Below are 25144 nucleotides of genomic sequence, written 5' to 3'. Positions count from 1 at the left end.
TTTTAGTTTGACAGACTTGAACCGCGAGACGTCCCGATAGTGGAGACGCCAGCTCATAACCCGAAGGTCGGTGGTTCAAATCCGCCCCCCGCGACCATGAAACTTCAGGTCGGAAGCATAAAAGCTTCCGACCTTTTTCTTTGTCTACGGGTTTCGGCATCTCTCGTTCTTTGGGTACCTCGAGGCGGACAATCAGATAGATGCTTACGAGTATCATAGGGTCTTTTTACGTCGTGGTCGCATCTCTCACTGGTGCGCCGCTCTTCGTGGGGCATGTCGCTTTGCCATAGGTTGCCCGGCGGCGGGGCGCAGGTCGTTCCCCGCGGCGTCGCTCCTTTCGACGCCGCGCAGCCTGGCTACTCTCTCCACTGGTGCTTTTTCATGTCGACGCAGCCGTTGTCTCGGAAGACGACTCCTTCCTCCGTCAGTAGTGCTCGCTGGTCGGGGAAGTTGGGCGCGAGGCGTCCCGCGTGGTTGACGACACGGTGGCACGGATAATCGCCGTAGCGATCTGCCTCACTCAGCGCAGCTCCGACCAGGCGAGAGTTTTTCTCCCTGCCGATGAGGCGCGCTATCTGACCGTACGAGGCGACGCATCCCGCCGGGATCTCCGCCACGACGGAGAGAATCTCATAAACCAGATCTTCGTCCAGGACTTTTCCCATCGTATCGCTTCCGTGTTTGCTTTTGCCTTCGGGGGCGCGGTGCCGATCACCCGTGCTGCGATTTTCGCAGCCCCCCTTACCGAAGCATCGAAGGAAAGCGCGTGCGTGTCAAGGTTGTCTGGTCCAGTTGCTGGCTCGATGCCCCTCGGGTGCGCGCCTCAAGTGCAATCTGCCCTATTGAAAAAGGATGCCGAAGATGTATTCGGTGATGGCGGAGCGGCGGATGACTCCCACGAGTTTGCCCTCATCGTCCACCACCGGGAGCTTCTTGAACTTCTTCTTCGCCAGTAGTGCGGCGACGCGGGCGATGCTTTGGTCGGGTCGCGCGCACACTACCTTGCGCGTCGCGAAATCCATGACGCAGCGATCCTTCAGGTCCTCGATGCGCTGCTCAAGGCTCTGATCGTCGAAGTACAGCATAGATGCGTCGCCGCCCGTGAAAATGGTGTGGGCGCGATGTTGCGCGATGGCGCCCATGACATCGCCGTCGGAGATGAACCCGACCACGTGGTTGCGCTCATCGATTATGGGCATGCTGCTCACCTCGTTCTCGGCGAGCATGCGCACCACGTCGGAAATCGTGCAATCCTGCGTGCAGGTGAACGGCTCTTCAATCATGATGCTCGAAACAGGAGTTCCCTCGAGCTCGAGCGGGATGCGCTCGGACAGAATCTCGGACATCGCTTATGCCTCCTTCGGCTTTGGTGCGGCCTTCTTCGAGGTGCGCACGCTGAATATGGCGTAGATAAGGGAAACGAGGCCGATTGCCGCGCACACCTTGTAAGCGACGCCCGCGCCCACGGCGGTGGCTACTTGGATGCTCGCGTCGACGCCGGCCGACGCGGTGACGCTTGTCATGACCGTGATGATGAGCGCCGTGCACAAACCGCCGGCGACCTGGCGGCCGGTGTTCGCGATGGCGTTGCCGTGGGCGATCATGTCATTTTTCAAGGCGTTGACACCCCATGTGTTCACCGGCATGTTCGCGAGCGACTGGCCGGCGGACTGCAGCATGCAGAACAGTGCAACCACCAGGATGGGCGTGTTGACCGTCGAAAGCGAGAGCAGGAACAGGGCGCCGGTCATGAGCACCAGGCCGACGATTGAGATGGCGCGCGGACCGAATTTGTCGAACACCACGCCGGAGATAGGGCTGATGATGATGCCCACCGCCGCGGCGGGAAGCATGGCCATGCCGGTTTCGAAGGCCGAAGCACCGAGTGCCGTTTGCAGCAACAGCGGCAGCAACGTGTTGGTGACCAGACATGCAGCGTTGATCAGCGTGACGATGATGGCGGCCACGCGGAACTCGCGCGTCTTGAGCGTGCCCAGTTGAAGCAGCGGGTCCTCGATTTTGCCCTGGCGCACGACGAACAGCACCAAGCACACGACGCCCGCGACGATCGAGCCGAGCACCACGGGGCTGCCCCAACCCATCGACGAGGCGCTGGAAAATCCGTAGAGAAGCCCGCCGAAAGCGATGGTGGAAAGGACGACCGAAAGCAGGTCGAGCTTGGGGTTCTTCAGCTCGCCCACGTTCTTCAGCATGAACACGCCCAGCACCAGCACGAGAATTGCGAGGGGGACGATGGCACCGATCATGGTGCGCCAGCCGTACGTGTCGATCACCGCGCCGCCTACGACGGGGCCAACCGCGGGACCTGCCGACATGACAATGCCCGCCATGCCCATAGCCGTCCCTCGTTTCTCGACGGGGAACACCAGCATGGGAACCACCGAGACCAGCGGCATGAGCACGCCCGAACCAGCCGCCTGCAACACGCGACCGATGATGAGGAACAAGAAATCGGGGGCGGCGGCGCACAGCAGGGTACCAAGCGCGAACACCAGCGTTGCCCCGAAGAACAGCGCGCGGGTGCTGAACTTGTCGATAAGGAACGCCGAAACGGGGACCATGATGCCGCTCACCAGCGGATAGATGGACATAATCCACTGGGCAGTCGAGGCATCAATGGAGAAATCGGACATTATGACCGGCAGCGCAGGCGACATCACCGTTTGGTTCAGTAGCGCCAAGAAGGCACCCAGGACGACGACCGCGACGATGCGGATCTGGGTACCGGTAATGCGTCCGTTTGCGGGCGCGACCGTACAATTATCAGACATAAGCTTCCTTCGTATCTATTCGATTCTTCGCCGAAGGCGCGCTGGCCCACGGGCGAAATAACATGCACGTGCTATGCGCGCATCAGATACGACAGGAAGAAAGCGGCTGCTCAGAGCGCACTTGGGGAACAACAGGAGAGGCCCCGTATACCAGGGGCCGCCGAATTGCGATGTATGCTTTGGTCAAATCCTTCATAGCGGGGAGGTATCCTAGCAGTCCCCTTCGCCCCTTTCAAGGGATGTAACCCAGACGTTGATTTTCTTCACCGAGGCGCCATCGTTGGCGAGTGGCGTGCTTCTCTATCGCCACGCCGCGGGGCGAGGGAACGCCGCGGCGAGCTTGTGCATCGGCTATGTGTGCAGCTGCGAGCGTGTTGCCGGCGCGCGCTGGGCGCCAGTCCGATCCGGCCGACTTTTGCCGACGGTCGGTCGCCGTCCTCCTCCATCTCCGCCTGCTCTGTTTTTGCTCGGCTCCCTTGTCGTATCATGGATGGACGAGAATTGAGCGAAGGCGGTACGTATGAACATCCAGATATTCGGCACGAAGAAAAGCTTCGATACTAAGAAGGCGCAGCGCTATTTCAAGGAGCGTCGCGTGAAGTTCCAGTTCATCGACTTGAAAGAAAAGGGGATGAGCAAAGGCGAGCTCGAAAGCGTGGCGCGCGCCGTCGGCGGGATCGACGCTGTGATCGATCAGAAGGCGAAAGATGCCGACACGGTTGCGCTCGTGCAGTACCTTGCTGCCGACCAGAAGTTCGAAAAGGTGCTCGATAACCAGCAGATACTTCGCGAGCCCATCGTCCGTAACGGCCGCCAGGCAACCGTCGGCTACGAGCCCGACGTGTGGAAGGGCTGGGAATAAAGCGGCTGGGAATAAAGTGAAGCACCCGTGCCCGTGGTTTTATCCATGGGCACGGGTGCTTGTGTAAGATGCCTTTCGTCGTTTGAGTGGAGCGCTCCGGCGGCGCCGAACAACACGCCCCGGCAACGCTACCGGGGCGGCGGCGTCCCATGGTGTGGGTTGTTTACTTCTCAGACTGCGCGAGCCTCTTCTTGTCCTTATAGGGAATAAGCAGCACAAGCCCCACGATCGCGCAGGCGGCCACGAACAGCGACATGCCCTTGAAGCCGCTATTCATCGTTTGCTGGTAGGCCTCTTGAATCTCCGCAGCGTCGTTGTCGACCTCGGTCAGGTAATTCTCCTTCGCCTCGTCGAGCATGGCGGGCACGGCATCTCGCGCCTCCTCCATCTGCGACACGACGGTCTGCAGTTCGTCGCGCTGGGCGGTCATGGCTGCTGCCGCAGGCGCCGGCACACGGTTCATCTGGGCGTTCATGCTGTCCAGGCCCTCCTGCATCGAGGCTATGCCCTTATCGAACCCACCTTGGATGTTGCCCTCGATCGTCGGCTCCATGGCGTCGAACATCTCGCTCGAAAGCGCCTTGCATGCGGAAACCACTGTGGTGACGTCGGAATTCTTCAGCTGCTCGAGCGTCTCGTCGCTCATCTCGAAGCTTCCGTCTCCGCTCGCGCTGTCCATGCCCACGTCGATGGTGCGATAGTCCTCGAGTGACGGGATGTCGACACCCTCGAGCATTTTCGTGCCGTTCTCGGTCTCGCGAAGGCTCGCAAGCTCGCTGTCGAGCTCGGCGGCGTGGGGCAGCTCGGAGGCGCTCACCTCGCTCGGCATCGCGTCCATGAGGTTGCCCTGCAGGTAGGCGCTCGCGTGCACGACGAATGCGACCATGATAGCGGGCGCGATTGCGGTGCCGATGGAACGGACGAGGGAAAGCGCGGCCAGCGCCGAATTCGATTCCTTCTCGTCGGTGTTCTCCAGCATCATGTAGTTGAGCGGCGTGCCCATGGTGAAGCCAAGGCCGAGGCCGGTGATGATCATGGTGGCGCACACGGTGAGGAGGCTTGGCCAGGTGCAGGCCACAAACGCCATGAAAATCGAGCCGATTGCCACGCCGATGAAGCCCATCGCGAGCACTGGTTTCACGCCGTGTTTGTCGATGAGCTTGCCCGACATCATAGCGCCAACGCCGCTGCCTACGCCGAGCAGCGCGATGAAGTAGCCGCCCGATCCCGATTTCATCATCATGGCGTTCTCGCAGAACTGCGGGAAGAAGATAGTGCCCATCATGGCGATGCCCGAAATCACCGCGCACAGAAACGCGATGACGATGTTCGCATTGGTGAAGTATTTCAGGTTGAGAATCGGGTCAGCGGCGCGGCGCTCGCGCAGCACGAACAGCGGGAGGAGCACCACGAACGCCACGAGGAACGGCCACACGTCGGTCGATGCGATCGACGTCGCGAAATCGAAGAAGTCGATGTTCTTAAGCCCGTACATAAGGCTGAGCGTCATGAGCGTGAGGATGAGAATGCCCAGGCCATCGAGGGGCCCCGTCTTTTCGGCTTGTGCGTTTGGGAGACGCTTGACGCCGAGAATCAGCACGATGATGCAGATGGGGATGTTCACGTAGAAGATGAACTGCCACTGCGTTGCCCCGAACACCTCGAGGATCGCGCTGCCCACCGTCGGCCCTAGGATGGAGGCGAGGCCGTACACCATGCCGACGATGCCGAGCGCCATGCCGCGCTTTTCCTCGGGGAACGCGGTGCCGAATTCCGCCGTTGCAACCGGCATGATGCCGCCACCGCCGAGTGCCTGGATGACGCGTGCGCCGATGAGGATCCAGAAGTTGCCCAGATCCTGCGCGACACCGCATAACGCCGAGCCGATGCCAAAGAGCAAGATGCACAGGAGGTAGACCCCCTTGCGGCCATGGCGGTCGGCAAGCTTGCCCATGATAGGAATCGACACGGCGTAGGCGAGCGTGTAGATGGTGATGATCCATACGCCGAGGCTATCGTCAACGCTGAGCGTGTTCTGGATAACGGTACGCGCGGGGTTGACGATGCCCATGTCGAGTGCGCCCATGCATAGGCCGAGCAGGTAGACTACGGCGACAAGCGCGTAGCCCTTTCCCTGGCTGCGGGCGGTGGGTGCTGCTTTGGCGAGGGAATTGCCCGCCGGGGCTTGCGGTTCGATGTCCGAGCCCTCCTTAGATTGAGCAGGTTCGATGTCCTGCTCCTCTGTCTTCTTGCGGGTCATGGGACTAAAGACTCTCCTTTCCGGTGGTTGCCGCGTCGGCGGGGGAGGCGCTTGCGGCGGCAGGTGCGTCGCCCGCGGTTGCCGCGCTCACGGGTGCGGCAACCACTTCCTGCAGGTTGGCCGCCATGCGCGCTATGAGGTCGCAGGCGCTCGCTTTCTCCTCGGGGGTGAAGCCGCTAAAAAGCGTGTTGTCCAGCTCGACGAACGACGCGCGCATCTCGTTGAAGACGCTTGTCGCCTCAGGTGTTGCGCAGACAATCTTCTCGCGCTTGTTCTTGCTGTTGACCTTGCGCGTCACCAGGCCTTTTGCCTCGAGCTTCGCGAGTGTCTTCGCGATGGCGCCGCGATCGATGCCGTGCTCGGCTGCGATTGACTCCTGATTCGACTCGCCGTTTGCGAGAAGGCTCATCAGCACGAGCTGCTCGGGGAACCCGATTCCCCTGTGGGCCATGTTCCGTTCGGCGAAGGTGCGCATCTTCCGTACGATGATGGAAATGTCCGACATGTACAACGGTTGCCCTCTTTCGATTTGCTTATTGTTGCCACGACAATAGTTGCAACGGCAACAATAATGAACCTGACGTATCGTGTCAAGAGGCCGCCCCTAAGCACCGCATCGCGGCCTTTCGCGGGCTAGAAACCCTTATTTCTCACCGCCGAAATAATCTCGAAAAGTGCTTCCCCTAACTTTTACCGTGCAATGTAAGCGAAAAACGTATGCGCTTGCGAGGCGATTTGGTTACTTGGGCCCGGAATCCGACTCGAATCCCGACCCGGTCTCAGCTTTCTCGGCCTCCCTGGTACTTGCGCTTTTCCCTGTAGAAAGGAGGGGCTATGGAGGACTTCCTGACATCGTTCTTCGTCGCTCCGTTCACCGGGCTGGCAACGGGAATTGCGAGCGCGACAAGCCCCCTTGACGTCATCGACGCCGTCGACGGCTTCGTGTGGGGCCCAATCATGATCTTGCTTTTGCTGTTCACGCACATCTTCATGACCGTCCGCACGGGCTTCATTCAGAGAAAGCTCGGCACGGGCATCAAGATGTCGGTCACCAAGGACGACCCTTCCGATGCAAGCGGCGACATCACTCAGTTCGGCGCGCTGACCACGGCTCTTGCCGCCACGATCGGCACCGGCAACATCGTCGGCGTGGGCACGGGTCTTCTGTTCGGCGGCCCGGGCGCCATCTTCTGGATGTGGATCACGGGCATCTTGGGCATTGCCACCAAGTACTCCGAGGTCTTCATTGGCGTGAAGTACCGCGTGAAGGACCACTCCGGCAAGATGCTCGGCGGCGCGATGTATGCGCTTGAGCGCGGCTTCAAGAACAAGAAGCTCGGTCGCATCCTCGCTATCCTGTTCGCCCTGTTCGCGTCGCTGGCAGCCTTCGGCATCGGCGCTTCCACGCAGTCGAACTCGCTTGCCGACGCCCTCTACAACACCTCGCTCGTCGACGGCAAGGCCATCCCGCAGTGGCTTGTGGGCGCGGTCGTCGTGGTGCTCGTCGCCATCGTCATCTTAGGCGGCATCAAGTCCATCTCGAGGGTGTGCGAGAAGCTTGTCCCCGTCATGGCGCTCTTCTATGTGGTGTGCTGCTTGATCATCATCGGCATCAACGGTCAGTACCTCGGCGAGGCGGTTCGCCAGATCATCGAAGGCGCGTTTACCCCCGCTGGTGCTGCCGGCGGCGCTGTCGGCTCGACGGTGACGCTTGCTTTGCAGTTCGGCTTCAAGCGCGGCATCTTCTCCAATGAGTCCGGCATGGGCTCTGCGCCGCTCGTTGCCGCTTCCGCCACCACAAAAAACCCCGCACGTCAGGCTCTCGTTTCCATGACCGGCACCTTTTGGGACACCGTCGTCGTGTGTCTCATCACCGGCCTCATGTTGATGACTACTCTGATCGCGAACCCGGAGCTTTCCACCGCCGTCGCCAACGGCACCATCTCTTCCGGCGCGGGCCTTGCGACCGCCGCCTTCGAGAAAATCCCCGTATTCGGACCGCTGGTACTGCTGGTGGGTCTGCTCACCTTCACCTATTCCACCATCCTCGGGTGGAGCCAGTACGGCAACCGCGCGATCAGCTATCTGCTCGGGAAGAAGGCGGTGCTTCCGTACTACATCGTGTTCCTGCTGTTCGTGTTCTGGGGCTGCATGATGGTCGGCGATGCGTCGAACAGCGCCGCGGTTTCCAATTTGAGCTCTACGGTGTGGGATTTCGCTGACGTGATGAACGCGCTCATGGCCATTCCGAACTGCATCGCGGTCCTCGGCCTGTCCGCCGTCATCGCGCGCGAGACCAAGCACTATGTCTACGATGGCAATTTGGAGGAAGTCGACGACACCGAGATTCCGCAATACGACGAGAAGTAGCGTTGCCTCAATTCGCTATGAGGGCCGCAAGAGAGCGTATCTATCTGGGCGAACAGCGTAAGGGCGGCTTCTTCAGTTCGCGGAAGCCGCCCGCGCTCAATATCCTTAGCGGTGGGCTTTGCCCGTCCAGACGCACATGACCATGCATGCGATCGCGGCATATGCCCAAAACATGTGCTTCTTCATAGGGAAGACTCCTTTCGTTGCGCCAGCGTGCAATGATGCACTTGAAAAGAGTATAAGTCAACAGCGGCTGACATTTCATACGAGAAAGCCCTCGGCGGCTTGCTTTTCTGCAGGTCGGCCAAGGGCTTTCTGCGGTTGAGCGGCGCAAGACCTACGCCGTTGAGCCGCCTCAACTCGACCCCGATCCTGCACAACAGGCGTAGCAGTGGTTCCCGAAGCGGATTTCGCGCGCAAGGGGAATCGACGGGTCCGCCGCCATGTCGGCGATGGTGAGGCCGTTTTTGCATGGCATGCCGACCGCCTGGTTGAAGTCGCAGTCGTATAAGGTGCCGTCCCACGATACCGAAAGCTGCGTGCGGCACATCATCGCCGGGACGGTTTCCTCGTTGAATGCCCCGATCAGCGTGTTCATGTAGCGGTCCATGTTGTTCGTCTTGAGCAGTCGCTCGCCGAAGCGCCCGCCGGGCGCGTTGGTGATGGCGAAGAGGTTGTCAAAATCGATGTCGAAATCAGCTTTCAGCTTCGCTTTGTACTCGGCCTCGAGCGCCCCCTGCTCGGGTGGAAGAAACGCGCCGAGCGGGTTGAACACCAGGTCGAGCTCGAGCCTTTTGCCGCCAAGTCCTGTGCCTTCGCCCTTGCCGTACCCAAGCGCGCACAGGTGCTGGAGCATCTCGATCGTCGGGTCAAAGGTGCCCGCGCCGCGCTGTTTCTCGGATGTTTTCTTCACGTAGTGGGGAAGCGACGCGATGACGATGATGCCCAGCTCGGCCCACAGCTCGGGAATGCCCTCGTAGCCTGGCTCCTTGCAGATGCTCAAGTTCGAGCGCGTCATTACGCTTGCGCCCGCGCCGACAGCTTCGCGCAGGAACCACTCGTAGTTCGGGTTCATCTCGGGAGCTCCGCCCGTGATGTCGATCGTCTTGAAACCGCGGTCGCAGAAGACGGCAAGGCACTGCTCGAGCGTCTCGCGCGACATCTCCTCGGTGCGCGCGGGGCTCGATTCCACGTGGCAGTGTTTGCACGCCAGGTTGCACTTGAGTCCGATGTTGATCTGAAGCGTGTCGAGCGCGTTCTCGGTGAGGCGATATTCCCCCACGTGTTGCCAGAAGGGCGGATAGGCAGCAAGCGCCTCGTTCACCTCTTCGATGTATCCCATGATCATCCTCTCGTCTTTCTCGCAAAGCGAGGGCCCGGCGTGCCAAACAGCCGGGCCCTCGAAGGATAAGCGATGAGACTACATCTCCAGGTTCTCGACAATTTTCTTCATCTGCACGCCATGCGCGAGCGCCGCGCCGCCGCGGATCGCGTTCGCTACGTGGAATGCCTCGGTCATCTGCTCTTCGGTAACGCCTTTCTGCAGGCAGGAGTTGGTGTAGGCGTCGATGCAGTACGGGCACTGCACGGCGGCTGCCACGGCGAGCGCGATGATGGACTTCTCGCGGGCGGTCAGCGCGCCCTCTTCGAACACCTTGCCGTAGTACGCCATGAAGAGGTCCCACAACTCAGGGGCGCCTTCGCCAATGCCGTCGGCGGAGAACTTTGCGAGATCTGCCGGGTCGTAATACGTTTCCATGGGGAGCTCCTTTCGTTGGTCCACCCGTCGCGCGCTGCGCACCTTAGAGATAGACGTTTGCCACTAATAGAATGATGCCATTATAGCGACGAAATGCTCCTTTTCGCGAGGCATCGTCTATTTTCGTTGCTGTTTTGCGATGTTGTTGGAGGGCATGCGCACAGCTTTGAGGTGCGGTATCATGGCGAAAGCTTGGACCCTCCGAGAAAAGAGTGATTATGGCAAACAAATCTCTGGCGAAGTTGCCCACCGAGCTTACGATCTTGGTCACCGGCGGCGCTGGATTCATCGGCTCGCACACCTGCGTCGAGCTGCTTGCGAAAGGCTTCAACGTCGTCATCGTCGACGATTTGAGCAACTCGAGCGAAGTCGCCGTCGAACGCGTGCGCAAGATTGCCGGAGTCGGCGCCGATCGATGCGCGTTCCACGAGGCGAACGTGCTCGACCGCGACGCGATGGAAGCCATCTTCTCCGAGCACGATGTTGATGCGATCATTCACTTCGCCGGCTTCAAGGCGGTGGGCGAGAGCGTGCGCAAGCCGCTCGAGTACTACTGGAACAATATCGCGGGCACGCTGGTCCTGTGCGACGTCGCGCGCAATCACGGTGTGAAGAACATCGTGTTCTCATCGAGCGCCACGGTCTATGGCGAGCCCGAGTTCGTGCCCATCACCGAGGATTGCCCGAAGCATTCCGCCACGAACCCCTATGGGCAGACGAAAACTATGCTCGAGCAGGTGCTTACCGACCTTTACGTGGGCGACAACGAGTGGAACGTCGTGTTGCTGCGCTACTTCAACCCCATCGGCGCGCACGAGAGCGGCCTTATCGGTGAGGACCCGAAGGGCATTCCCAACAACCTGGTGCCCTATGTGGCGCAGGTCGCTGTTGGCAAGCTCGCTGCGGTCGGCGTGTTCGGCGACGACTATCCCACGCCGGACGGCACGGGCGTGCGCGACTACATCCACGTGGTCGACTTGGCGCGCGGGCATGTTGCCGCGCTCGACTGGATGGGCGGCAAGGTCGGCACGGGCGAGCCTTCCGGGCTCGGCTCGATCCAGGGCGAGGCTCAGGCTGACGGCTCGCGTCGGGGTGTGGGCATCTTCAACCTGGGAACCGGCAAGGGCTCGAGCGTTCTCGACGTGATCCATGCGTTCGAGCGTGCTTGCGGCAAGACGATTCCCTACGAGATCAAGCCTCGCCGCGCGGGTGACATCGCGACGAATTACGCTGCTTGCGATAAGGCGCAGCGAGAGCTGGGCTGGGTTGCGCAGTACGACCTCGACCGCATGTGCTCCGACAGCTGGCGCTGGCAGTCGATGAACCCCGACGGCTACGCGACGAAGGCGTAGGATTTCGGAATCGCGGGGGCAGGCATTGGGCGCCCCCGCATTGCTTATGCAAAACAAAGGGAGGCAGTCCACATGGGGGAACTGCCTCCCTTTGTTTTGCCTCGTTGTTCTTGGAGCTTTACACTTCTGGTGCGTATTCCAGCAGGTCGGAGAAGCTTTCGAGCATGATGTCCGACCCTGCGTCGCGCATCTCCTGCGCGGTGTGGTACCCCCACGAAACACCAATGCCGCAGGCGCCGGCGCGATGAGCGACCAAGATGTCGTTCGGTGAGTCGCCCAGATAGGCGGTGCGCTCCGGCGTGCTGCCCAGCTCCTCGATGGTACGCAGCAGGCCCGCCGGGTTCGGCTTTCGGGGAATTTCCTCGCATTCGCCGTGCTCCACGTCGAAGAGGCCGGGGAGACATTGGGCGATAATCTTGTGCACGCCTCCGTCGAACTTGTTGGAGAGAACGCCCAGCTTGCAACCGCGTCGGCGCAGCTCGGCGAGCGTTTCAGGGACGTGCGGGTAGGGCGCGGTCAGGTGGTTGTCGTATTCCAGGTTGAAGCGCTTCCAACATGCAACTGCCTGGTCGGCTATGTCTTTCGGGGTGTTCTCGGGCACCGCTTGGTACATGAGTGCGACGAGCCCGTTGCCCACGAAGCTCAAAACCTCATCGTGCGTTCGCTCGGGAAATCCCTGCTCGCGAAGGGCCTCGTTAGTGACAACAACCAAATCGGGCAGCGTGTCCAGGATGGTGCCGTCGAGGTCGAAGATGAAGGTGTCGAATGATTTCTTGTCGCTCATGAGTGAAGCCGCTCCTTCTCTTCCTTATAAGAGAGACCTGCTGCAATAGAAAAACCCGCCGCAGCGGGTTTGTTTAAAAGGCAATGCTCGTGTTCCATTGCCGCTGGTTTTCAATGGAGCGGGTGACGGGACTCGAACCCGCGAATACGAGCTTGGGAAGCTTATTCCTTACCCGACCTTCCGCGACTCGAATTAACCGTCTGACCTCGCTGTTCTTAAAACCAATACTGTAATTCTAGCAAACGTACTGGACGAAATACTGGAAAAACGATTGGTTTTCTAACCAATAGTCAATTCTACTCTGAAATACGAAAGTCGCCAAAGAGGCGACTTCCGACACAATTGTTTATGGAGCGGGCGACGAGAATCGAACTCGCGTGAGCAGCTTGGGAAGCTGCCGTAATAACCATTATACGACGCCCGCATTGGTAATCCATTATAACCTTACCTCCTTTGTACCGCCGGTCATTTCAGGGAATCCCCACGAGTAACACCTTAAGCGGCAGCCCGTAGGAAGTTCATGTATCGCGTGCCGATCCCTATACCCGTGTTTGGAACATAGGCAGCATAGAGGTCGAGTGTGTAGGCAGAGCTGGCATGGCCCATAAGCACCGCCACGGTCTTTATGTTCTCTCCGTTTGCAAGATTCAACGTTGCGAAAGTGTGACGCAGGGCATAAGGCCGCACCCCCTCAAACCCTGCCTCTGCCGCAAATCGCATCCAATCTCGGTGCCAGGATTGATAGGTGCGAGGAATCATCTCAGGGCCACAGACCAGCATACTCATGGAGGGCTTGAGCCCCATCTTCCTCATCATCTCCGACTTGAGCTCTATCCATGCTCGTACAGTATCTGCCGTATAGTCGTCCACAGGCAACGATCGCCGCCCTGCGTCCGACTTCGGATAGTCCTTGATGGTTTTCCCATCGCGATCGAGAGCACTCGTGATGCTGATGATGGTCTCATTACCATCGGAGGTGATGTTGCCTACGCGGATAGCGAGCATTTCCTCTGGCCTCATCCCGGTGTTGAGAAGGAGAAGTAGCGTGACCTTGAGATAGCCCAAAGGCAGCTTCTCCACTTCCTGGAGAAATCTAGCGGCATCATCAGCCATGAGGGGATCGATGAGGGGCTTGCTCTTCTTGAATAACCTCGTGAGGAATTTCGCCTTCGCGACGTTCTTCGTGATGTCATCCTTTTCCAGCGCATAGTTCATGAGCTCGCGCAGAAACTTGAGCACCTTTGCCTGCATGCCAGGTCCTGCCACCTTAATTGGCTTGAATGGCTTAACAAGTGTACCGTGCTTCTTTGCCCATCGTGCCGTTTTTCGGTTCTCCTCCCAAGCTGCTCTACGCTCAAGCGCCCATTTCTCAGAGAGCTCCGGTACCTTGAGGATGCATCCCTCTATGTCCTCAGCTGTCACCTTGCAGATGGGGATGCTGCCTATCACAGCGTCAACGTACTGCAAGAGACGACGTTCGCTCGTGATAGTTTCTTTGCCAACTGAGCCGTTGCTCCTGATGTCGATATAGCGTTCGGCATAACTTCCGAGCGGGGTCATGCATCGCCCCGGCTCGTTTCTGTCATCTCCTTGGCGTGCATATCCACGCTCTTCTTGCTTGCGCTCAAGTTCAGCGTTCTTCTCGTTCTCAAAAGACTCAATCTGAGACTTCAGGTCATCCTTCCTGTTGAGCGCGAACACAACTCGGGTGAGCTTTTTCTTGTTATCGAAGTAGGTGCGATATTCCTCCGGAATGCGAATGGTCAGCTCGTAGGCTGTAGTGCGCGAATCTGAACGCTTTCGGCGCGGGAGCCCCTTCTTCTTGCGAGCTTCATCTATGTCATACGGTTTGTCGCACTTTAGCTTCTTCGTCCCCAATTTCATCTACCGCCTTTCGGTTCTTGTTGAGGTAGTTGAGAAGCCCGAGCTTTGGGATGCACCACTTGATGCCGATTCGGCAACCTTGGATATCTCCTCTGTTCAGGAGTTTCCTGATCTCTTGTCCGGTCGATCCGGTGAAGTCTGCGACCTGATCCGGAGTCATCATGTATGGGTAAGGCTCCAGCATGAAAAGGTAGAGACCATCGGGGTCGGCGTCTCTTAAGCGCTGCTCGTCGTACGGGACTTCTTCTATCTCATGTTCCATATCAGCCTCCTCTCGCTAAGGTGGCTTCCTGCCACAATCTTTTCTTCTGTCGGCATCCGGAGCAACGATGCGAAAGCCCCGTTCGCGTCGTTGACGCCTCGGGGTAGGTATGCCTCGCGCCTGCGAGGCGGATGCGTATTTGAGTGTCAAGGTGTATGGCTCGGCGCACGTTTCCCAGATTGCGAAAACGAAGCGCTGTGTCGTTTCTCGAACACTAGTGAGAAAAGGGTAAGGAGCTGGAAATGTTCACCATGCCGGTGAAATAAATCACCCTGAAGGGGAAACAATCGCAAGAGCATCTATATCGCCTTTAGCCTAATAAATGTTCCTATTGGATTAATGAGAAGGATGCGTTAGGTAGACGAGGATGGAGCTAATCGAGCTAATATCGATAAGGATTGACGAAGTCCGCTCGCAATGTGGCCAGGACATCACCGAACTGGCAAGGCGCGCAGGCATCAAGAACAAGACCCTCTGGAAGACCCTTCACGGAAACCGAGAGATGAAGGCAGACGAGCTTGTTGCTCTCTGCTACGTCCTCAAGCTCGACTTCAACCATTTCATCAACGAGAAGATCCAAGAAGACCTCGATGCCAGATGCTGGAAGGCGATTCGGGATCTGAGCACGAATCCGCATAGCTTCGAGAGCTGATTGTCCTATCAGCTTGCAAATCTATTCGAGATAGTTCCATGAGCGAAGACAGTCCCAAACAAGAGAAGCGGCAAATCCTGCCCCAGGATTATTACGACTCAAGGCAAGTCATGGCGCTGTTGAAACTGAGCAAGCAGAAATACTACGAGCTTGTCGAACGCGAAGAAGATCCGTTGCCTATGCGTATGTATGGCTGGTCAGCAAGGGGAGCCCTTGCGGAGCGCGGCGAGCTCATGGCTTGGTTCAAGCGAAACACGCGCTTGGCACGAGATAGCAAGAAGTCCCGAAAAACTTGAAGCTCCTTTGCGGAGATCAGTATGAAAATTAATTCATGTAATCACTCACATGGTCTTGTTTAATGTGAGTGATTACAATACTATTGTCGTCATGGATAACGCAGTGATGACATATGAGCAAGCCTTGGCAGATGCAGGATCGGCCTTCCTCTTGAAGAAGAAGCTGGAATCGAAGGAGTTGCACAAGCTTACGCGTGGGGCATATTCGAAGATCGAGCATCCGGATCCTCTGGTGCTCGCGCACGTTCTCTATCCCGAGGCAGTCATTACCATGGACAGCGCGCTCTACGCCCACGACCTTACCGATGTGATTCCCGATGAAGTGCATCTCGCCACAAGCAGAAGCTCCACACGGATCGCTCGGCCTGGATATCGACAGTACTTCACCGAGGATGCGCTCCTGACACCGGGGACGATGGATGTCGAGCGAGATGGCGGAACAGCGCGCATGTACAACCGTGAGCGCATGCTCGTTGAGGTGATGCGCCGCCAGGCATCCCTTCCCCTCGACTATTACAAGGAGGTCATAAGCTCCTATCGCAAGATAGCCGACGAGCTCGACATCGCACTCGTCGAGGACTACATGGCCCTCTTCAAGAAGAATGACTTCATGTTCGACATACTCCAGAGGGAGGTTCTGTAGAAATGGAAAGCCTGGCGGAGATCAGAGACTCCTACATTGCCGACGGACTTGTCTACGAGCAGGCTCGGGCGCGAACCGCCCAGGACGCTATGCTGGACCTTATCGCCAAATCCGACCTCGCGCGCAACGTGACGGTAAAAGGCGGCGTCCTCATGCAGCACGTATCCAATGACACGCGCCGCGCAACCACAGACTTCGACCTGGACTTCGTGCGCTTTTCGATAGCCGATGACTCTATCAGGAAGTTTATCGGCGCGCTCTCAGACGGGTCTTCGACATTCTCGATAAGGATGACGGGCAAGATAGAGCAACTGAAGCACCAAGACTACAGCGGCAAGAGGATCCATGTCGTCATATCAGATGCCCAAGGGAGCTCCATCGAGACCAAGGTGGACATAGGAGTGCACAACCTCGTCTCCCCAGACCTTGCCGAAATATGCTTCGATCTCGGCAAGCTTGACGATGCCGTGACGATCCTCGCCGATAGCAACGAGCAGGTGGTAGCTGAAAAGCTCCGCTCCTTGCTGCGCATCGGTGCTGCGTCCACCCGCTACAAAGATGTCTTCGACATCTACTACCTGCTCTGCAAAAAAGGTGTGCGAGAACGTGAGCTCGACGATGCGGTTCGCGCCCTTGTTATCGAAGATCCGACAATGCGTGAGAGAAGTTACGGTGACATAGCCAATCGCCTTTCTCGCGTGTTCGGTGACCGCAGATTCAAAAGGGAGCTTTCGCGAGCGAAGAACAATTGGCTTGAGATTTCTCCTGACAAGGTGACATCCGCTATTACGGCATACTTCTCTTAAAACATTCAATCTTGCTTTCTTGATCCAGTAAACCTTATAGAACCTAGTTGAACTTTCCGAATAGCCTCACGCAAGCAATCGCCTTGCCTCCCCGCTATAAAGCAAATTAGCGGCGGGGAGATGCAGGTCGCCCGAAACACAACTAACTCGGACCCCCTCAGGGCTTGGCTCGAAAGACATGCGCCCCGCCGCCATCGAATGGCAAACAAGGAGCGCACCGTATGTTCAACCTCACACCGGCAACCCAGGAGGAGCACGACTCGCTCGTCGAGAAGTGCCAGAAGAACGGATGGCTCAAGCGAGGCGGATTCGATTGGCAAGACGATCCGTGGCTCGAAGAGTATCCATACGACTTCTCCCGCGCATCCACGATCAAAGACCTCGCCGACTTCTTCTCAAACGGTAACTGGGCAATCCGCCAAGGCGTGCTCTTCGGTGACCTTGCCTTCATCCAGCAGGTCAACGGGGGCGACGAATGGTGGACGCTGAAGAGATGCCCCGATGGGTCATGGCTTGCTTTCGAGAGCTACACCATGAGCTACATCCTGCCCGACATGAGCCGTTTCACGCGTGCGATCGCGAGCATGCAGCTGGCAACGCCAGAGGAGTGCAAGCGCCTCGAATACTCGCTGCCGAAGACCTCTCTCGTTTGGGACGGAGAGGCCTTCCCCGACGATTCGAGCGGCTACGTCAGGGCACGAGGCGAGAATTTCGAGCTAGAAGTCGTTGCAAGCCGAATAGGGCGCGGCGTCTCGATGACGGCCCAGGAGGGCCTGCTCGAAGGCCTCGATTCAGAGAACTTCGGCACATTGATAGAGCAGCTAAGAGCAGCGGTCGAGAAGGCAGACCAGTATGAGAAGGCTGCGATGATCCCGGACGCCCAAGGGCTGTCTGACAAAGCAAGGCATGCCGTCATCGCATCTGAGAACCAAGTGCGAACTGAACATGCGGAGCAGACGCATGAAAACGAAAGATAGATTAGGGGGCAAACATCATGGCAAGCGATTATGGCGACGAGGCAGGAGAGAAGCTCTTCGACTGGATGCTCAGGATGGGCCAAGACGCAAGCCAGGACGCTATCCGAGCGAGCGCCGAGAGGCTCAAAAATGCCATCAGAAACCTTAGAGGTCAGATCGACGAGCCCCTAGCAGAAGCGGAGCACGAGAGCGTGCGGGATTACGCACGGTTGAACCTCTCCGAATTCGAAGAGCTGCCCGACTACGCAAGCCTGCGCGAGATCATCGATGCCCGGCTCGACGCTGCCGCGATTGAGCACGACATCGCGAGCATCGATGGGCACGACCACCTCATATTCAAGGTGGAAGACGCGCCGGAGGTGGACGAGGCTTTCAAGGAGCTCGAACGCGACGCCGACGCGGCATGCGAGAGAGCAGTAAAGGAACGAGGGCGCGATCTGAGCGCAGAGCGCGACGCAGAGCCCCTTGAGCAGAAGGCCGCCGCTGCCCACGAGGCCAGCCATGCGTATCAGGCAGCAAGCAAGACCGAGCACGAGATGGAGCGCATCGAGGTGAAGGCCCGATGAGGCGAGAGCTTCTCGCCATCGGGCTCATGTCCCTCGCTCTGTTCATATTGGGCAACATCTGCACGGGGCTCGTCATGGAGGCGGGAAATGGCCAGTTAAATCTTGCCCACGCCTTTATCGGTCGGTTATCGCAAGGTCAGGTGATCTATCTTGAACCCCTCCCCTTGAGCGTTGGCGCGGCATGCGCGTGCGCTGTATGGCTCGTATGGGTGCGATGGTGGGAACGGCGTGGAAGTTACCGCAAGGGCGAGGAGCATGGTAGCGCCCGTTGGGCCACGGCCAGCGAGATGGGTGCTTTCTCCGACAAGGGAAACCCCGACAACAACATCATCCTCACGGCATCCGCGCGCAAGCGCCTGGAGGACACCTCTCACGACCAGAGGACGGAGACGAACAACAACGTCCTCGTCGTCGGAGGACCCGGCACCGGCAAGACGCGCTACTACGTGAAGCCCAACCTCATGCAGGCCAACGCGAGCTTCTTCATTACGGATCCCAAAGGAACGCTCATCCACGATATGGGATGGGTGCTCGAATGGCTGGGATACGAGATCAAGACGTTCGACACCGTGGACTTCTCGCGCTCCATGCACTTCAACCCCATCGCATACATCAAGGACGAGGCGGGGCTCCTGCGCTTCGTTGAATGCCTCATCAGGAACACCACAGCAGAGGGCGAGAGCGCGACAGACCCTTTCTGGGTGAACGCCGAGAAGCTCCTCTATACAGCCCTTGTGGCATATCTTCTCGACCATTGTCCCGAGGAGGACAGGAACATACCCGGCCTCCTCTCCCTTCTCGCATTAGCGGATGCGCGCGAGGACGACGAGGGGTACCTGAGCCCGCTCGACATGTTGTTCAAAGAGCTCGAAACGGGGCGTCGTCTCATGAAGGTGTCAGAAGGCCGCGCATTCGATCCGAGCTCCCGGGCATTCACCACGGACACGGGCGATTGGGCGTGGGTCAAGGTGGCAGAGCCCGTGCGACCCGAGGACGACTTCGCCCTGTCGAGCTACAAGCAGTTCAAAGTGGCTGCGGGCAAGACCCTCAAATCCATCATGATCTCGTGCAACGTTCGCATGAAACCCTTCGACATCGCCGAGATGCGCGAGCTTCTCCGCTTTGACGAGATGGCCCTCGACCACATGGGAGACGCTAATGTAAAGGTCGCAGTGTTCGCGTCGATGTCGGACACAGACTCCACCTTCGACTTCGTATTCGCGCTGCTCATGCAACAAGCGCTCGACACCCTCTGCGAGTGCGCGCTCAAGCGATTCGCGGGACGGCTCCCGAGATGCGTGCACTTCGTGTTCGACGAGTTTGCGAACATCGGCACCATCCCCGATTTCGAGCGGATGATCACGGTCACCCGAAGCCGCAACATCGCCGTGTCCATGATCTGCCAATCCCTCTCGCAGCTCGACGAGAACTACGGCGAGAACAACGCGGCGACGATTGTGAACGCCTGCGACACGATGCTCTACCTGGGAGGCAAGTCGGCAGACACCAATCAGAAGATTGCGGAGATGATCGGGAAGCAGACGGTAGCGAACGTCTCCGTGAACGACTCTCGTGGGAACAACCCCACCTACACGCATAACTACGGCCTCATAGAGCGAGACCTCATGCAGGGCTCCGAGATCTCACGCATGCCCAAGGACGAGGCGCTCGTGCTCATAAACGGGGCTCAGGCGTTCAAGGACAAGAAGTACGTGCTTTCGTCGCATCCCCGCGCATCTTTGCTGGCAAGGGCCGAGAAATCCGGTCCCTTCGAATTCAAACGGTATCGCGCCCGACGGGAAGGAGAGCTGATGGAGACCTGAAATGTGCGGCTGCGGCAAGGATCGGCGGATCCCCAAGACGCCTAGGTGATTCCACGCACCCGGACGCTGCCGCAGCCGAAAGACGCAAAGGAGCGCGCAAGCGCCCCTGCGAACCCAATTCTATCATCGGGGCGCAACCGACCCATTCCACATTCAGGGCGGTAGCGCGAAAGACGGCAAAGGAGGGCAAATGCTCGCAAACATCATCAGCCTTGTCTCTGGCTGCGTCACCTTCCTCGGCGGCTTTCTGGTCGTCTGGGGCGCGGTGTCGCTCGGACTCGCCATCAGGGAGCAGCAGGGAGGCAGCCAGATCGCCTCGGCGATATCGACCATCGCGGGCGGCGCGATCATCATCGCCGCAGCGGTCTACTTCGGGATGCTCGACACGTCCTGGCTCCCCGCCTAGGGAGGCGGTGAGCCATGTCGCTTCAGATCCCCATTCAGAAGGACATCGGAGAATACGAGGAGAAGATCGTCGGGAAGCTCTCCTTCCGCACCCTTGTGTGCGTAGCGGGAGGCTTCGGATCGGCGATCCTCGTGGCGGCGATCTGCCATTTCTGGATCGGCATTGAGGTCGCCGATGCCGCATTCCCCGTCATGTGCGCATCGATCCCGTTCTGGCTCGCCGGTTTCTGGCGTCCCTTCGGGATGCGCGCTGAGAAGTTCGCACCCCTTCTGTTTTCCCACCATCTGAAAGACCAGAGACTCCTCTATGAGAGCCCGGCACCGAAGCATCTGGCGCGCATCAAGCGCGGGGCGCCAAGTCGCAGGGCGAAGAGGATGTCCAAACGCAAAGGAGCGGAGGCCAATGAGCCAACCAGAGAATACAAGGAAGCCAAAGAAAGAGATGAAAGAGGACAAGAAGAGGCTCAAGAATGAGAAAAGTCTCGCCAAGGCCCGCATCAGAACCGAACGTGCAGCGATGGCTAAGGCCAAGCGCGAGCGGAGTGGTTCCCAGACAGGCCTCCTGCGGCAGCTTATCGGCATGTCCACCAAATCCGACCGTTCGAAGAAGGTCCACGAGGAGAAGCTGAAGCGACAGAAGAGGACAAGGGCGTCAGCGAGCGACATAACCTCCTACATCGGATACGACGCCATCTACAAGGATGGCATCGCACAGGTCGAGGAGGGCCTCTTCTCGCAGACGATCGAGTTCTCGGACATCTCCTACCAGTCGGCTCGTCGCGAGAACCAGCAGAACATCTTCACGGTGCTCTCCTCCCTCTACAACTACTTCGGGGCGGACTCGTGCGTCCAGCTCACGATAGCCAACGTCCCCATCCCCGAAGATGAGATCGGCAAGAAGCGCTTCTTCAAGGCGGCAGGTACCGACACAGAGAAGTACGCCAAGGAATACAACCAGATCTTGAACGACAAGATGCGAGAGGGCGTCTCCAACCTCACGCGCCATCGCTACCTCACCTACATGGTCGGTGCAAGCGACGTGTGGGAGGCAGTGCCGAAGCTCTCCCGCATCAAGGGCGATGTCACCGACACGCTCTCGCGCATACGCTGCGAGGCGCATGCCCTGAACGGCATCGAGCGCTTGAGCGCGATCCACTCCCAGCTTCGTCCGAAGGCAGCGTTCACGTTCACATGGGACAAGGTGAATCCCTGCTCGAACACAAGGACGCGCGACCTGATCGCCCCCGCGCTCGTGGACTTCAAGCCCAGCGGACGCTCGGACATCTTCAGGATCGACGAGACATACGGCTGCGTGCTTTCCATCCGCACGTTCGGATCGATGCTTGAGGACCACTACCTCGCGAACATCATCGACCTTCCCATGCCGCTATCGGTGAACCTGCACATCCAGCCCATCGCGCAATCGGACGCCCTTGCGCTCGTGAAGCGACAGCTCGACTGGATGGACAAGGAGATAATCGACGAGCAGATGAGCGCCATGAAGAAGGGCTACGACTATACGATCCTGCCTCCGGAGCTGCGCTACTCCAAGGAGGAGGCGGAAGAGCTCCTCGACTTCCTTCGCAACAAGAACGAGCGCCTCTTTACCTACACCGGCCTCATCTACACCTACGCCGATACTGTTGATGCGCTTGAGCGCCAGGTCGAGCAGATCATCTCCGTCGGGCAGGGAAATTCGCTCGGTATCGAGCCGCTTTACTATCGCCAGCGCCAGGCTCTTAACTCGGTGCTACCGCTCGGCATGAACCACGTCGATGTCACCCGCTACCTCACAACCGGGCAGATCGCCATGCAGATGCCTTTCGCATCGTTAGAGTTAAACCAGGAGGGCGGGGGCTACTATGGGCAGTCGAAGCAGTCGGGCAACCTCGTCATCTGCAACCGCAAGAAGCTCGCAAGTCCCATGGGGTTCGTCTGCGGCAAGCCCGGTTCCGGGAAGTCCTTCTCTGTGAAACGCGAGATCACCAATACAGTGCTCGCCTATCCGGAGGACGAGATCATCATTTTCGACCCCGCTGGTGAGTACGGAAATCTCATAGAGGCCCTCGGCGGCGTGAACGTCCGGCTCGCGCCCGATGCGGATACCGCGCTCAATCCCTTCGATTTGGCTGATGTGGAGGGGCGCGCCGACGCCGCGCAGCTCGCCTTCAAGATCGATGCCTTCTTGGCCCTTTCGAGCGCGATGATGGCGGAGTCTTCCGAAGGCCTTCCCGAGGCGGACAAGTCGATCATCACAAGATGCGTCGAGGCGGCTTACGCGAGATGCTCGGGCGGCGAGGGGATGCCGACGCTTTCCGATTTCCACGAGATACTCGTCGAGCAGCCTGAGGCGGAGGCGCGCGACATAGCCCTTCGCTACGAGCGATACGTCACCGGTGCGCTGTCGTTCTTCAACCGCCAGTCCAACGTCGGCTTCCACAACCGCATCACCAACATAGACCTTCACGACCTCTCCACCAACATGCGCGTGTTCGGCATGCTCACCGCATTAGAGGCCGTGCGCAACCGGATGTATGCGAACTTCGATCGGGGCGTTACCACCTGGCTCTACATCGATGAGGTCCAGTCTCTCTTCGGCCACCCCACCATCATCGATTACTTCGCGAAGTTCTGGGCGGAAGGGAGGAAGTTTAACTTGATTTGCACCGGCATCTCCCAGAACACCTCGCACATGCTCACTCACGAGCGCGCCCGCACCATGGTTCTGAACTCAGACTTCATGCTGCTTCACAAGCAGGCAAGCCAGGATCTCGCCGCGTGGGCGGAGATGCTATCGCTCTCCGGTGCCGAGCGCGAGTACATCGACGAGTCAATCAAGGCCGGAGAGGGCCTTCTCGTCGCGGGAGGGGCGCGCGTGCCCATCCGTGACGACTTCCCCAAAGGCGCGCTCTACGACCTCTGGAACACCAAGCCCGAGGAGATCGCACAGCTGAAGCGAGCCCATGTCTTCGAGAAGAACGCGAAGAGGAGCCGGAGCTAGATGGACCCGAGAAGCCTCGACAACACGAGCGCCTCGATCGCGGACATCGTCACCGCCGATAAGCTCGACGCCGTGAGCGCGGGAATCGTGAAGGACGACGAGAGCCAAAGCCTCTCTGCCCTAAGCGAGAAACAGTCCGCACTCGGCACGAGGGCAACGTGCAAGGCGGCCCCCTCCAAGAGGCGCATGCGCAAGTCGGCAGATGCGAGTGCAGTTAACGCGGATTCCGATGGCGCATCGGGTGTCGGGGAGGCATCCTCAAAAACCGAGACATCCAGCACTCCGAGCGAACGGCTCAAGGTTCGTCAGTTCCTGGAACGTGAAGCCGTCTCCGAGCTCGACGAAACAGACGAGTTCGAGGGGGTGGGTAGCACCTACGACACCGAACGAGGCGCAAAGCGGGCAATCGCAGCCATGCGCGACAGGAAGGCGAAAGGGGCCCTCTCCGCCTCAGGCGGCTCCAAGGGATCGAGCGCGAACGCCATCAAGAGCACGAGCGCCCAGGGCACGAAGAAGGCGAAGACAACAAGCGCCCGAGGAGTCAGCCATACGCAAGCGAGCCACGCCGCCCAGGCGACGGGAGCCGCCGCGAAGACGGCCGCCTCGTCGTCCGGCAACGCCGCCGTCGCTGGCACGGTAGGCGGAAGCGGGATTGCCGCAGGCGGTGGGGTGCTCTGCGGGGTCATCGCCTTCGTGCTAGTAGCGCTCGTCATAGGCCAGATTATCTCGGCCTTGTTCGGGTTCTGGGATGCAGAGGACAAGAAGCGCTCCATGGAAGGGCTTCCGCCCTACATCACCTACGAGATGGTCGAAGAGGCCATCCGCTGCCAGGAGGAGTTCGGTCACCCCGCTGGGTGCACCATCGCGCAGATCATCTGCGAGTCGGGACAGGGCGAGACCATGAGCCAGCTCGCGACACGTGACCACAACCTGTTCGGGATGAAATGGGCGTCGTCTTTCGCATCAGCACTGGAAGTCGCCGGAAAGGAGGGATGGACGACCCAAGAGGAGTACACACCCGGCACCTTCACCACCATTACGGCGTACTTCACGGTGTTCAAAGGAGATGTGGAGTGCATTCGCTTCAGAAGCCGCGTGTTCCTGCAGGCATCCCATTACAGCGCCAATGCCCTCATCCAGCAGGCGATCGCCGAGCGCTCCTCCGACAAGATGGCGGAGGGACTCAAGGATGCGGGATGGGCAACGAGCTCGGCTTACGTGGACTCCCTCAAGTCCGCCATGGATACCTACAACCTGCGCCGCTTCGACTCGATGACAGTCGAGGACCTTGAGAGCGGGGCGCTCTCGGCAGACGCGGTCATCGCCGCCGCCTACAGCCAGCTAGGCGTGCCCTACGTATGGGGCGGAACGACGCCGGGCGTGGGCCTCGACTGCTCGGGGCTTACCCAATACTGCTACCGACAGGCGGGCATCGCCATCCCAAGAAACTCCGAGGACCAGGCGGCGTTCGGTCGCAAGGTGCCGGTGTCTGAGGCATCGCCCGGTGACATCCTTTGGAGGCCCGGGCATGTGGCCATCTACATCGGGGACGACCGCTACATCCACGAGCCGCACTCGGGCGCGGCCTGCACGATTGCAAGCGGCGCGTCGCAGTTCGCGAGCGCCATCAAAATTAGATAGGAAGGACGA

The 25144-nt window shown here is 59.1% G+C and carries 24 protein-coding genes and 1 tRNA gene; 14 read left to right on the top strand and 11 right to left on the bottom strand.

Annotated features, from left to right (window positions below; all coding sequences use genetic code 11):
* Positions 1–356 precede the first annotated feature (356 nt).
* From F8C90_RS05960 to F8C90_RS05950, 3 genes are all read right to left on the bottom strand, one after another.
* On the bottom strand, positions 357–665 hold the full coding sequence (locus tag F8C90_RS05960; protein ID WP_158049542.1) for an MGMT family protein: 309 nt from the start codon (positions 663–665) through the stop codon (positions 357–359).
* Between the two features lie 174 nt (positions 666–839).
* The gene (locus tag F8C90_RS05955; protein WP_158049541.1) at positions 840–1346 is read right to left on the bottom strand and encodes a CBS domain-containing protein; all 507 of its coding nucleotides are present in this window, start codon (positions 1344–1346) and stop codon (positions 840–842) included.
* A gap of 3 nt (positions 1347–1349) precedes the next feature.
* Positions 1350–2792, bottom strand: coding sequence for an MDR family MFS transporter (locus tag F8C90_RS05950; RefSeq protein WP_158049540.1), 1443 nt, complete (start codon positions 2790–2792; stop codon positions 1350–1352).
* 520 nt (positions 2793–3312) lie between these two features.
* Here F8C90_RS05950 and F8C90_RS05945 point away from each other — a divergent pair.
* Positions 3313–3654: an arsenate reductase family protein gene (locus F8C90_RS05945; protein ID WP_158049539.1), complete on the top strand. Its 342-nt coding sequence runs from the start codon at positions 3313–3315 to the stop codon at positions 3652–3654.
* Positions 3655–3817: 163 nt separating this feature from the next.
* Here F8C90_RS05945 and F8C90_RS05940 read toward each other — a convergent pair whose 3' ends face one another.
* Entirely contained in the window at positions 3818–5914 is a 2097-nt protein-coding gene (locus F8C90_RS05940) for an MFS transporter (protein WP_158049538.1), read from the bottom strand.
* Between the two features lie 4 nt (positions 5915–5918).
* Complete coding sequence (locus F8C90_RS05935; RefSeq protein ID WP_158049537.1) at positions 5919–6419, bottom strand: MarR family winged helix-turn-helix transcriptional regulator; 501 nt, start codon at positions 6417–6419, stop codon at positions 5919–5921.
* A gap of 452 nt (positions 6420–6871) precedes the next feature.
* Here F8C90_RS05935 and F8C90_RS05930 point away from each other — a divergent pair, with 452 nt between their 5' ends.
* Positions 6872–8284: an alanine/glycine:cation symporter family protein gene (locus tag F8C90_RS05930; protein WP_246155817.1), complete on the top strand. Its 1413-nt coding sequence runs from the start codon at positions 6872–6874 to the stop codon at positions 8282–8284.
* A 355-nt stretch (positions 8285–8639) separates the two neighbouring features.
* Here F8C90_RS05930 and arsS read toward each other — a convergent pair whose 3' ends face one another.
* Complete coding sequence (gene arsS, locus F8C90_RS05925) at positions 8640–9626, bottom strand: arsenosugar biosynthesis radical SAM (seleno)protein ArsS (protein ID WP_158049535.1); 987 nt, start codon at positions 9624–9626, stop codon at positions 8640–8642.
* A 78-nt stretch (positions 9627–9704) separates the two neighbouring features.
* Positions 9705–10043 carry an arsenosugar biosynthesis-associated peroxidase-like protein gene (locus F8C90_RS05920; protein WP_158049534.1) on the bottom strand — a complete coding sequence of 113 codons (339 nt, stop codon included), beginning with the start codon at positions 10041–10043 and terminating at the stop codon, positions 9705–9707.
* A 218-nt stretch (positions 10044–10261) separates the two neighbouring features.
* Here F8C90_RS05920 and galE point away from each other — a divergent pair, with 218 nt between their 5' ends.
* Positions 10262–11395, top strand: coding sequence for a UDP-glucose 4-epimerase GalE (gene galE, locus F8C90_RS05915; protein ID WP_158049533.1), 1134 nt, complete (start codon positions 10262–10264; stop codon positions 11393–11395).
* Positions 11396–11513: 118 nt separating this feature from the next.
* Here galE and F8C90_RS05910 read toward each other — a convergent pair whose 3' ends face one another.
* The 4 genes from F8C90_RS05910 to F8C90_RS05895 all read right to left on the bottom strand — a co-directional run bounded on the left by F8C90_RS05910 (position 11514) and on the right by F8C90_RS05895 (position 14325).
* Positions 11514–12179 carry an HAD family hydrolase gene (locus tag F8C90_RS05910; RefSeq protein ID WP_158049532.1) on the bottom strand — a complete coding sequence of 222 codons (666 nt, stop codon included), beginning with the start codon at positions 12177–12179 and terminating at the stop codon, positions 11514–11516.
* A gap of 349 nt (positions 12180–12528) precedes the next feature.
* Positions 12529–12603: transfer RNA gene (locus tag F8C90_RS05905), tRNA-Gly, on the bottom strand.
* 71 nt (positions 12604–12674) lie between these two features.
* The gene (locus F8C90_RS05900; protein WP_158049531.1) at positions 12675–14063 is read right to left on the bottom strand and encodes a tyrosine-type recombinase/integrase; all 1389 of its coding nucleotides are present in this window, start codon (positions 14061–14063) and stop codon (positions 12675–12677) included.
* Positions 14020–14325, bottom strand: a complete 306-nt coding sequence (locus tag F8C90_RS05895) for a helix-turn-helix domain-containing protein (protein WP_158049530.1) — start codon at positions 14323–14325, stop codon at positions 14020–14022. The genes F8C90_RS05900 and F8C90_RS05895 overlap by 44 nt, the downstream gene beginning before the upstream one ends.
* Before the next feature lie 367 nt (positions 14326–14692).
* On the opposite strand from F8C90_RS05895, the gene F8C90_RS05890 reads away from it, so the two are divergent.
* The 11 genes from F8C90_RS05890 to F8C90_RS05840 all read left to right on the top strand — a co-directional run bounded on the left by F8C90_RS05890 (position 14693) and on the right by F8C90_RS05840 (position 25135).
* Positions 14693–14977 (top strand): helix-turn-helix domain-containing protein, encoded by a 285-nt coding sequence (locus tag F8C90_RS05890; protein ID WP_158049529.1) that lies wholly within the window; start codon positions 14693–14695, stop codon positions 14975–14977.
* A gap of 38 nt (positions 14978–15015) precedes the next feature.
* Positions 15016–15273 carry a helix-turn-helix domain-containing protein gene (locus tag F8C90_RS05885; RefSeq protein WP_158049528.1) on the top strand — a complete coding sequence of 86 codons (258 nt, stop codon included), beginning with the start codon at positions 15016–15018 and terminating at the stop codon, positions 15271–15273.
* Between the two features lie 151 nt (positions 15274–15424).
* Complete coding sequence (locus F8C90_RS05880) at positions 15425–15916, top strand: type IV toxin-antitoxin system AbiEi family antitoxin domain-containing protein (RefSeq protein WP_211361041.1); 492 nt, start codon at positions 15425–15427, stop codon at positions 15914–15916.
* A gap of 2 nt (positions 15917–15918) precedes the next feature.
* Positions 15919–16722: a nucleotidyl transferase AbiEii/AbiGii toxin family protein gene (locus F8C90_RS05875; RefSeq protein ID WP_158049526.1), complete on the top strand. Its 804-nt coding sequence runs from the start codon at positions 15919–15921 to the stop codon at positions 16720–16722.
* Between the two features lie 221 nt (positions 16723–16943).
* Positions 16944–17699: a hypothetical protein gene (locus F8C90_RS05870; RefSeq protein WP_158049525.1), complete on the top strand. Its 756-nt coding sequence runs from the start codon at positions 16944–16946 to the stop codon at positions 17697–17699.
* 17 nt (positions 17700–17716) lie between these two features.
* Complete coding sequence (locus F8C90_RS05865) at positions 17717–18265, top strand: hypothetical protein (RefSeq protein WP_158049524.1); 549 nt, start codon at positions 17717–17719, stop codon at positions 18263–18265.
* A complete protein-coding gene (locus tag F8C90_RS05860) occupies positions 18262–20088 on the top strand; it encodes a VirD4-like conjugal transfer protein, CD1115 family (protein ID WP_158049523.1) in 1827 nt (608 codons plus the stop codon). Before F8C90_RS05865 ends, F8C90_RS05860 begins: the two co-directional genes overlap by 4 nt.
* 190 nt (positions 20089–20278) lie before the next feature.
* The gene (locus F8C90_RS05855; protein ID WP_079535874.1) at positions 20279–20494 is read left to right on the top strand and encodes a hypothetical protein; all 216 of its coding nucleotides are present in this window, start codon (positions 20279–20281) and stop codon (positions 20492–20494) included.
* Positions 20495–20508: 14 nt separating this feature from the next.
* Positions 20509–20967 (top strand): PrgI family protein, encoded by a 459-nt coding sequence (locus tag F8C90_RS05850; protein ID WP_158049522.1) that lies wholly within the window; start codon positions 20509–20511, stop codon positions 20965–20967.
* A 106-nt stretch (positions 20968–21073) separates the two neighbouring features.
* Positions 21074–23494 (top strand): VirB4-like conjugal transfer ATPase, CD1110 family, encoded by a 2421-nt coding sequence (locus F8C90_RS05845; RefSeq protein ID WP_211361045.1) that lies wholly within the window; start codon positions 21074–21076, stop codon positions 23492–23494.
* Positions 23495–25135: an NlpC/P60 family protein gene (locus F8C90_RS05840; RefSeq protein WP_158049521.1), complete on the top strand. Its 1641-nt coding sequence runs from the start codon at positions 23495–23497 to the stop codon at positions 25133–25135.
* The last annotated feature ends 9 nt before the right edge of the window (positions 25136–25144 follow it).

Source organism: Ellagibacter isourolithinifaciens, from assembly GCF_008831035.1.
GTDB classification, from domain to species: domain Bacteria; phylum Actinomycetota; class Coriobacteriia; order Coriobacteriales; family Eggerthellaceae; genus Ellagibacter; species Ellagibacter isourolithinifaciens.
This window is presented reverse-complemented; position numbering and strand designations above follow the sequence as displayed.

Coding starts and splice junctions, on each gene's coding strand:
- F8C90_RS05960 (WP_158049542.1), bottom strand. CDS start 665: ATGGGAAAAGTCCTGGACGAAGATCTGGTTTATGAGATTCTCTCCGTC.
- F8C90_RS05955 (WP_158049541.1), bottom strand. CDS start 1,346: ATGTCCGAGATTCTGTCCGAGCGCATCCCGCTCGAGCTCGAGGGAACT.
- F8C90_RS05950 (WP_158049540.1), bottom strand. CDS start 2,792: ATGTCTGATAATTGTACGGTCGCGCCCGCAAACGGACGCATTACCGGT.
- F8C90_RS05945 (WP_158049539.1), top strand. CDS start 3,313: ATGAACATCCAGATATTCGGCACGAAGAAAAGCTTCGATACTAAGAAG.
- F8C90_RS05940 (WP_158049538.1), bottom strand. CDS start 5,914: ATGACCCGCAAGAAGACAGAGGAGCAGGACATCGAACCTGCTCAATCT.
- F8C90_RS05935 (WP_158049537.1), bottom strand. CDS start 6,419: ATGTCGGACATTTCCATCATCGTACGGAAGATGCGCACCTTCGCCGAA.
- F8C90_RS05930 (WP_246155817.1), top strand. CDS start 6,872: ATGATCTTGCTTTTGCTGTTCACGCACATCTTCATGACCGTCCGCACG.
- arsS (WP_158049535.1), bottom strand. CDS start 9,626: ATGGGATACATCGAAGAGGTGAACGAGGCGCTTGCTGCCTATCCGCCC.
- F8C90_RS05920 (WP_158049534.1), bottom strand. CDS start 10,043: ATGGAAACGTATTACGACCCGGCAGATCTCGCAAAGTTCTCCGCCGAC.
- galE (WP_158049533.1), top strand. CDS start 10,262: ATGGCAAACAAATCTCTGGCGAAGTTGCCCACCGAGCTTACGATCTTG.
- F8C90_RS05910 (WP_158049532.1), bottom strand. CDS start 12,179: ATGAGCGACAAGAAATCATTCGACACCTTCATCTTCGACCTCGACGGC.
- F8C90_RS05900 (WP_158049531.1), bottom strand. CDS start 14,063: ATGAAATTGGGGACGAAGAAGCTAAAGTGCGACAAACCGTATGACATA.
- F8C90_RS05895 (WP_158049530.1), bottom strand. CDS start 14,325: ATGGAACATGAGATAGAAGAAGTCCCGTACGACGAGCAGCGCTTAAGA.
- F8C90_RS05890 (WP_158049529.1), top strand. CDS start 14,693: ATGGAGCTAATCGAGCTAATATCGATAAGGATTGACGAAGTCCGCTCG.
- F8C90_RS05885 (WP_158049528.1), top strand. CDS start 15,016: ATGAGCGAAGACAGTCCCAAACAAGAGAAGCGGCAAATCCTGCCCCAG.
- F8C90_RS05875 (WP_158049526.1), top strand. CDS start 15,919: ATGGAAAGCCTGGCGGAGATCAGAGACTCCTACATTGCCGACGGACTT.
- F8C90_RS05870 (WP_158049525.1), top strand. CDS start 16,944: ATGTTCAACCTCACACCGGCAACCCAGGAGGAGCACGACTCGCTCGTC.
- F8C90_RS05865 (WP_158049524.1), top strand. CDS start 17,717: ATGGCAAGCGATTATGGCGACGAGGCAGGAGAGAAGCTCTTCGACTGG.
- F8C90_RS05860 (WP_158049523.1), top strand. CDS start 18,262: ATGAGGCGAGAGCTTCTCGCCATCGGGCTCATGTCCCTCGCTCTGTTC.
- F8C90_RS05855 (WP_079535874.1), top strand. CDS start 20,279: ATGCTCGCAAACATCATCAGCCTTGTCTCTGGCTGCGTCACCTTCCTC.
- F8C90_RS05850 (WP_158049522.1), top strand. CDS start 20,509: ATGTCGCTTCAGATCCCCATTCAGAAGGACATCGGAGAATACGAGGAG.
- F8C90_RS05845 (WP_211361045.1), top strand. CDS start 21,074: ATGTCCACCAAATCCGACCGTTCGAAGAAGGTCCACGAGGAGAAGCTG.
- F8C90_RS05840 (WP_158049521.1), top strand. CDS start 23,495: ATGGACCCGAGAAGCCTCGACAACACGAGCGCCTCGATCGCGGACATC.